Raw genomic sequence first — 7,478 nt, 5'->3', positions numbered from 1 at the left:
AACCTTTTTCTCTACTTTCAAGAAGATGTAGCCAAGCTTTGAGAAATGATATAACAGGAAAGAAAAATAGAACTGTACTTTATGCTGCTCCAGAAATTATATATATTTGTACTAGCTGGGGTGAATTGAAATTAAGTTAACAAAAAATCTTCCAGCTCCTGTACCCGAATTTAACTTATCATAATCTACACTTTAGCAATACCTAAAAATCTCTAAAATTATTGATTTATACTAATGCTAGTTAAGAGTAAAAATATAAATGCTCATATCACTAACCGAACCAAAAAATCTATTATCTGACCTGCTCGCTGATTATAGTTCTCAAGTAGATTATCTGGCCATTCGCCTAGAAGAATCCCAAGGAACAGATATTCTCTTGCGAGGCCACAAAATAGAAACCTTGAGTGAAGGTATTTCCATTGGTGGTCAAGTCCGAGCTTGCTATAAAGGAGCTTGGGGTTTTGCCAGTTTTAATCAAATATCTACCTTAAAAGACAGAATAGAAGAGGCGATCGCTGCGGCCAAACTTATTGGAGAAGAAGAAACTCTTCTAGCTCCTATACCTATTATTCAAGCAACTCATATAGTTTCTCTCACAGGTAAAGACCCTCGTCAAATATCTTTAGCCAATAAAAAAGAACTCTGCGAACATTATGGCCAAGTGCTACGAAGTATTGACCATCGAATTGCCACTGTATCTGTTCGTTATGGGGATAGTACCCAAAAAATCATTCTAGCTACTTCCGAAGGAACCATGCTAGAACAATCTTGGACAGATATGGAAATGCGTTTTGCTGCTACTGCCAGAAATGGGGAAACCGTACAAACTGGTAGGGAAACTACGGGTTCTCGTAAAGCTTATGAAGATTTAACTAATCTGGACAATCAAGTTCGTAGTGCTGCGGAGAGAGCTGTTAATTCTCTAGCTTTACCGATCGTTCAAGGTAATACTTATACAGTAGTTATTGACCCTATTCTTACAGGTCTATTTGTTCACGAAGCTTTTGGTCATCTTTCAGAAGCAGATATGGCATACGAAAATCCCGATCTATTAGAAGTTATGACTATTGGTCGGAGATTTGGTCCTGAGAACTTACAAATATTTGATGGTGCGATGGTGCCACCGATGCTAAATGGAGAAGAGGGAGAAGTACATCGAGGTAGTTATATTTATGATGATGAAGGTACTTTAGCAACTACTACTCAGTTGATTCAAGATGGAGTTTTGGTCGGACGTTTGCACTCGCGAGAAACTGCTGGAAAATTAGGGGAGAAACCTACAGGTAATGCACGTTGTCTTGACTATCATTATCCACCTCTAGTCAGAATGACTAATACTTGGATAGCACCAGGAAATACTCCTGTTTCAGATTTATTTACTGATATTAAGGAGGGAGTTTATGCTCGGAACTGGTTGGGTGGAATGACTAATGGGGAAATGTTTACTTTTAGTGCTGGTGAAGCTTGGATGATTAGAAATGGTGAGTTAGCTGAACCTGTGCGAGATGTGACTCTTTCGGGAAATGTGTTTAATACTTTGGCAGATATTGAAGCGATCGCCGATGATTTTTATTGGGATGAGTCTGGTGGTTGTGGCAAAGGTGGGCAAAATGGTTTACCTGTTGGTTGTGGCGGACCAAGTTTGCGTATTAGGAATGTTGTTGTTGGTGGAGATGCTTCAGAAGTTGGAAGTTAGATAAGGGGAGTGTGAGAGGTGTGGAAGTTGGGGGTAGTAATATAAAATCTGGTTATACAATAATCAATCGCAAAATTACTTCCTCAACTTACAGTTGAGAATGCCAATTGATAAATGGCTAATTCCTCGTGAGTTCTAAAATACTTTTTATCTTTTTCTGGCATCTTTAAATTTAATCACAACTATTTCCCCACAGTTTCCCCCTTCGATTTTACACTATCGTGAATCATTAATGTTGTCGATTTTCGACAATGTTTAAAAATTATTTTGTCGATTTTAACTCAATTTATGCTGAATATATTGCTATGACTGGTTTTTGAATTTGTCAATTAAAGTTGTCGATCTTCGACAACTTTTTTTTATGTTTATGCTTTATTATTCAATAGTAACGTTATAGAAAATCAAATATTTTCAGGAGAAAAACATGAAATTTTTCTTCAATTTACCCATTGCTAGTACCATTGTATCCTTGTTATCCTTTGCCTCCCTTGCTACCTCTACTCAAGCTGCTGCTCTCTATGCCAGTGGCAGCAATATCACTGTGTCTGTTTTGGGTTCCACCGCAGCTTTCGATAGCTACCTGTGGCTTGCTTCCCCCTATCGGAGACCCATTGCCTCCAACCGAGAAACAGGAAAAGTTGTAAATTTTGCAGTTTCCCCAGGAGAAGAACTCCTATTTGAATTACAAGTTTCCACTGGCTATCGGTATTACACTGGAGATGCTAGTCGCAATCCCGATGGCATTCCCCATGCTAAAGTTTCTTATTTGAGTCCCGGTGTTGCCAGGGTTGGTTTTGAAGACATTTTTGGTGGTGGAGACTGGGATTTTGATGACCACACTTTTATGTTCTATGGTGTTAGTCCGACACCTGAAACTGTTCCAACGCTTGAATCGTTTTTCCTCAATGGTCGGAATGGAAACATCAACATTTTTGAAGGTCAGTCAGTCTCAGCAACATTATCTGCTAGCGATCGCGACGGAGATAATCTCGACTTCTATGTTAATAATAGGAAGGTAACTGCCAGGACTTCATCGGGAAGTTCTGGCAGTGCATCGACAACAGTGCCATTAGGTCTATTAGGCGACGATGGTAGTTACACCCAGACTGCACAAGTAATAGACGAAGATGGTCGTAGAAGCCAAACAATCACCAGAACTGTCAATGTCCAAAATGTTGCACCGACCGTAGATTTCAACTTCTCCAGCCCAGTCATCAACGAAGGCGACTCGGCATTTGCAGAACTATTTGCTACCGACCCTGGCGCTGATGCCATATCCTTTTTCCTTAACGACGAAAATATCGGCACTGATACCCGCACTTCTGGCAACCGTTTTGTCAGCAAAAATCTGGGAGTATTTGCAGACAATGGTACCTTTACCTACACAGCAAGAGCAGAAGACGACGATGGTGGCATTAGTAACATCCTTGCCAAAACCCTAACAGTTAACAACCTCGACCCCATCATTAGCAGCTTAACCGAGGATTTCACAATCCATATCAACCGCGCATTCGATTTTACTGCCACAGCGACAGATCCAGGCATTAATGATATTCTTACCTTTGATTGGGATTTGGATGGAGACGGTTTATTCGATGACTTTACAGGCAGCAGTGGCGAATGGTCTTTCTCAAGACCCGGCCTTTATGCAATGAATTTGCGAGTCTCAGACGGTGACGGTGGTGTAGCTTATGGTTCTATTGAAGTCAATGCAGTTCCCGAACCTAGTTCAGTTTTTGGTCTGTTAACCCTTGGTGCTTTGGGTGTCGGTTCTCGCCTGCGTAAGCGTAAGTTCCAATAGACTTACCCAAAAATCAAAAATCAAACCAATTATTATCTGCTTCGGAGTGTTGAAGAAACCGGGTTTGTGGGAGTCAGATGTTAGTATGTGAAGCATTTAAAACAAACCCGGTTTCTATTCTATGCTTTTTTATACCGACAGAGTCTATAAAATCTTACTTTTGACTGTCTTGAGTGCGTCTTGCATTCTGAGACAACCTCAGAATTACGCAACTTTTTGAATAAGGGCTTGTTATTTTATGAGACCATTATTACATATTACACTATAATGTCAAAAGCTTCTCATTTAAGGGACTGATAACTAGGGCTTGCTGATTAAAGATAAAAGCATTAACAGATAACGGTTTTAGCCTGTTTAATTCCTGAAAAAGTGAAAAAGTAGGTAGTTTTTGGCTGTTGTCGTCTCAAAATGGTAGAGTTTTGACAACTCCAATCAGAAAATTTGGCCATGACAGATAGTCTAAACTGTTAAGAGTTCCCTATTCCCTGTTATCACTATTAGACTTTTGTCAGCAAACCCTAACTAATAACTAATAACTGATAACTGATAACTGATAACTGAAATGACAGCTCAACTAAAACGAGAAATTGGCGTATTCGGCGCTACCCTTATGGGTTTAGGTTCAATTGTCGGTACTGGAGTATTTGTCAGTATTGGTATTGCTGCTGGTATTTCCGGCCCCTCGGTAATTATTGCTGTAGCGATAGGTGCTGTTGTTGCTACCTGCAATGCTTTTAATAGCGCCCAGTTAGCAGCAAATCATCCTGTTAGTGGTGGTACTTACGAATATGGTTACAAATATCTGAATCATTGGTTAGGTTTCATTGCTGGATGGATGTTTCTGTTAGCTAAAAGTGCTTCTGCTGCTACTGCTGCTTTAGGTTTTGCTGGTTATTTGCTGAATGCTTTTGGTGTGAATAATCAAATTTGGTTGGTGTTGACTGCTTTAAGTGCTGTGGTTGTATTAACTATAGTTGTCTTAAGTGGTATTCGTCGCTCTAATGTCACTAATATTATTATTGTTTCAATTACATTATTTTCTCTAGCTATATTTATTTTGGCAGGAATACCTAAAGTTATCTTGTCTGGAGGGGAAAATTTAACGCCTTTTTTTCCTGGGGATAAACCTATACCATCTTTATTACAAGCTGCTGCTTTAATGTTTGTCGCGTATACTGGTTATGGACGTATTGCAACTTTAGGCGAGGAAGTTAAGGAGCCACGACGTACTATTCCCAGAGCGATCGCTCTGACAATGCTTGTCACTTGTTTATTATATATTTCTATTTCTGTAGTTAGCGTGATAGTTGGTAAAGAGGTGATAGATAAATTATCTCAAGCAGATGTAAGTTTAGCTGCACCTTTGGAAGTTATTGCTAAATTAGGTTTAGGTATTCCTGTGATTCCTCAATTAATTGCTGTTGGTGCTATTACGGCAATGTTGGGAGTGCTGTTAAATCTGATTTTGGGTTTGTCGCGAGTTTTGTTGGCAATGGGAAGACGACGAGATGTACCTAGAATTTTTGCTAGGTTAAATAGTGGGGAAACTACACCTTATGTTGCGGTGGTAGTAGTGGGAATAGCGATCGCTTTTTTAGTTTTAATTGGAGATGTGAAAACTACTTGGTCTTTTAGTGCTTTTAATGTTTTAATTTATTATGCTATTACTAATTTTGCTGCTCTCCAACTTTCTCCAGAAGAAAGACTTTATCCTAAGTGGTTAGGTTGGGTAGGTTTAGCTTCTTGTTTGTTTCTAGCTTTTTGGGTAGAACAGCAAATTTGGTTAGTAGGTTTAGGGTTAATTATTGTTGGTTTAATTTGGCATAGTTTGATTCATAGATTGATTACTGATTAGATTCACAATTTTTCCCTTATATTTATCTGCACTTATAGAAACTATAAGTAGGGTTTGCTGAATAAAATATGCGTGGTAAGGGTAGGAGTCAGGAGTCGTAGGGGCGTTTGCGGAGCATTCCGGAACGGAAATGNTCATGTCGGCTCAAGCGCCGTTAGCGGAGCTTTGCGCTAGCAAAACGGAGTTGTGCGATAGCAAAACGCCCGTACAGGAGTCAGGAGAAATGGGAATTATAAAGGAGGTAGTCGGAAAAATTGTCCCTCAATTTTTCTGCCATGATCATCCCAAAATCCTAGCTTTATGCAGCTCTTTCCACCGAAAAGCTTGCACTTTTTTCGACCTAAAAAGCCTAAAGCCTTTATATGTCAATACTTTTATAATTAATCAGCAAACCCTAAGTAGACTAACACAGGCAAAATGTGCCAGTAGTAGGGGCGGGTTCTAGGTTAAATTAACAAGTTTAACCATCAAATAAAATAAACCCGCCCCAAATATATTGTTTAAGAATTTGACTGATAAATTTGTCTTAACTAATCGATAGTTTCCACAGTTTTTAGAGAGGCAATAATTGTTTCTAAAACCCGAACATTTTCTATAGTATTAATCTCAGAAAATATCTCTTTCCCTGACTCCCCAAATCTCTATTCTAATCCGATTTATATTTCAGAAAGTCTTCCTCTTTGTTCACCAATTTCAATTCCCTCTGGTAATATTGGTTGATACCAAGGATATTGTTGCAATACTTCCATATCCCACCTCATTATTTCTTGTATTCTGGGGATTAATTATCAATTATCAATTATCAATTATCAATTATCAANTTGTTGCAATACTTCCATATCCCACCTCATTATTTCTTGTATTCTGGGGATTAATTATCAATTATCAATTATCAATTATCAATTATCAATTATCAATTATCAATTATCCATTATCCATTATCAATTATCAATTATCAATTATCCATTATCCATTATTCATTATCAATTATCGATTATTTACCACCATCTTGTTCCTGGTTCACCTTTAAATGGTCCGACAAGATCAGAAGTAATCCATCCTCCATAAAAATCTCCTGCTTGAGCTTTCACTAACTCATCATTAACATAACAAGCATCCATCAAACTAGCATAAAAACTATAATATCCTTCCATAGAAATAAAACTAGAAGTAGGATTCAAATATCGCCACACAGCATTACTTACATATTTGTCACCAACCGACACATCATAATAGGAAGCTGAACCTTTCCACTCACAGAAAGTTTTCCTGGGATTTTCGATTAAATAATCTATTTTAACATCTTCTGGTGGAATGTAATAACAAGGAGGGTGACTTGTTTCTAAGACTCTTTTGGCTTGATTTGTTTCTGCCAAAACTATGTTATTAAAAATAACCTTCAAATGTTTATCTGTGTCTTGTAAAATAGCTGGACGTGGATAATCCCAGACTGATTCTTGACCGGGTTTGGGTGGAATTGGATTTGGTGTCATTGTCATTTCAGTTATCAGTTATCAATTATCAATTATCAGTATAATCAAAATTTCAGACTTTGCCACAAACATTGCTTGAATTTGTATTTCTTAGTAACTAGAGAATTAAAAATAGAGTAAAATAATGATAATTTTCTCTCTCTTTATCTATTTTAACTTTGGTTTAGTATTGGTAGATTTAAGAGTAGCTTTGGTCTGTATTTACCACCTCTTCTGAATTATATAAATAAGTATTCAATTTTTCTTGAATTACAAAACTAGCATTGGGTAAATCGTAAGCCATAACAATATTAATTCGCTCCTCTGCTTCTGTTACTGGACGAACGCTATGTAGACATTTATCCCCAGCCATAACTAATAGTAAACCAGGTTGAGGTTTAATAATAATTTGTTTGCCAAAGGTGTGACGAAAAAAACTCAATTGTTGTACCCGATCTATCACACTCTGAAATCTAGAAAATTTAGCACTGGGTAAGGTAATTCTATAATTGGGATAAAATTCAATTTCTCCTCCATCAACTTTGTTCAAATATAAAAGAGCGGTAATAGCATTTCGGTCATAATGCCACTGATATGTACCTCCTTTTTCAGTAATGTTAATATTGCAACCTACTTGAATATCTTGTAAAGGAA

5 protein-coding genes are annotated in these 7,478 nt (G+C 37.7%); 3 read left to right on the top strand and 2 right to left on the bottom strand.

Annotation, left to right across the window (positions count from 1 at the left end; all coding sequences use genetic code 11):
• Positions 1 to 259 precede the first annotated feature (259 nt).
• The 3 genes from AFK68_RS18680 to AFK68_RS18670 all read left to right on the top strand — a co-directional run bounded on the left by AFK68_RS18680 (position 260) and on the right by AFK68_RS18670 (position 5,352).
• Entirely contained in the window at positions 260 to 1,696 is a 1,437-nt protein-coding gene (locus AFK68_RS18680; protein WP_094674061.1) for a TldD/PmbA family protein, read from the top strand.
• Between the two features lie 424 nt (positions 1,697 to 2,120).
• A complete protein-coding gene (locus AFK68_RS18675; protein WP_094674060.1) occupies positions 2,121 to 3,497 on the top strand; it encodes a DUF4114 domain-containing protein in 1,377 nt (458 codons plus the stop codon).
• Positions 3,498 to 4,059: 562 nt separating this feature from the next.
• Positions 4,060 to 5,352, top strand: a complete 1,293-nt coding sequence (locus tag AFK68_RS18670) for an APC family permease (protein WP_094674059.1) — start codon at positions 4,060 to 4,062, stop codon at positions 5,350 to 5,352.
• A 998-nt stretch (positions 5,353 to 6,350) separates the two neighbouring features.
• Here AFK68_RS18670 and AFK68_RS18655 read toward each other — a convergent pair.
• Together AFK68_RS18655 and AFK68_RS18650 are read right to left on the bottom strand one after the other, a co-directional pair.
• Positions 6,351 to 6,845, bottom strand: coding sequence for a DUF427 domain-containing protein (locus tag AFK68_RS18655; RefSeq protein WP_094674057.1), 495 nt, complete (start codon positions 6,843 to 6,845; stop codon positions 6,351 to 6,353).
• A gap of 178 nt (positions 6,846 to 7,023) precedes the next feature.
• The coding region (locus AFK68_RS18650) for a 2OG-Fe(II) oxygenase (RefSeq protein WP_143438028.1) at positions 7,024 to 7,478 on the bottom strand (455 nt) is incomplete at its 5' end.

The organism is Hydrocoleum sp. CS-953, assembly GCF_002260545.1.
In the GTDB taxonomy this organism is placed as follows: Bacteria; Cyanobacteriota; Cyanobacteriia; order Cyanobacteriales; family Microcoleaceae; genus Trichodesmium.
The sequence above is the reverse complement of the archived record's forward strand: the minus strand, read 5'-3'. Positions and strand labels throughout refer to the sequence as shown.

Coding starts and splice junctions, on each gene's coding strand:
- AFK68_RS18680 (WP_094674061.1), top strand. CDS start 260: ATGCTCATATCACTAACCGAACCAAAAAATCTATTATCTGACCTGCTC.
- AFK68_RS18675 (WP_094674060.1), top strand. CDS start 2,121: ATGAAATTTTTCTTCAATTTACCCATTGCTAGTACCATTGTATCCTTG.
- AFK68_RS18670 (WP_094674059.1), top strand. CDS start 4,060: ATGACAGCTCAACTAAAACGAGAAATTGGCGTATTCGGCGCTACCCTT.
- AFK68_RS18655 (WP_094674057.1), bottom strand. CDS start 6,845: ATGACACCAAATCCAATTCCACCCAAACCCGGTCAAGAATCAGTCTGG.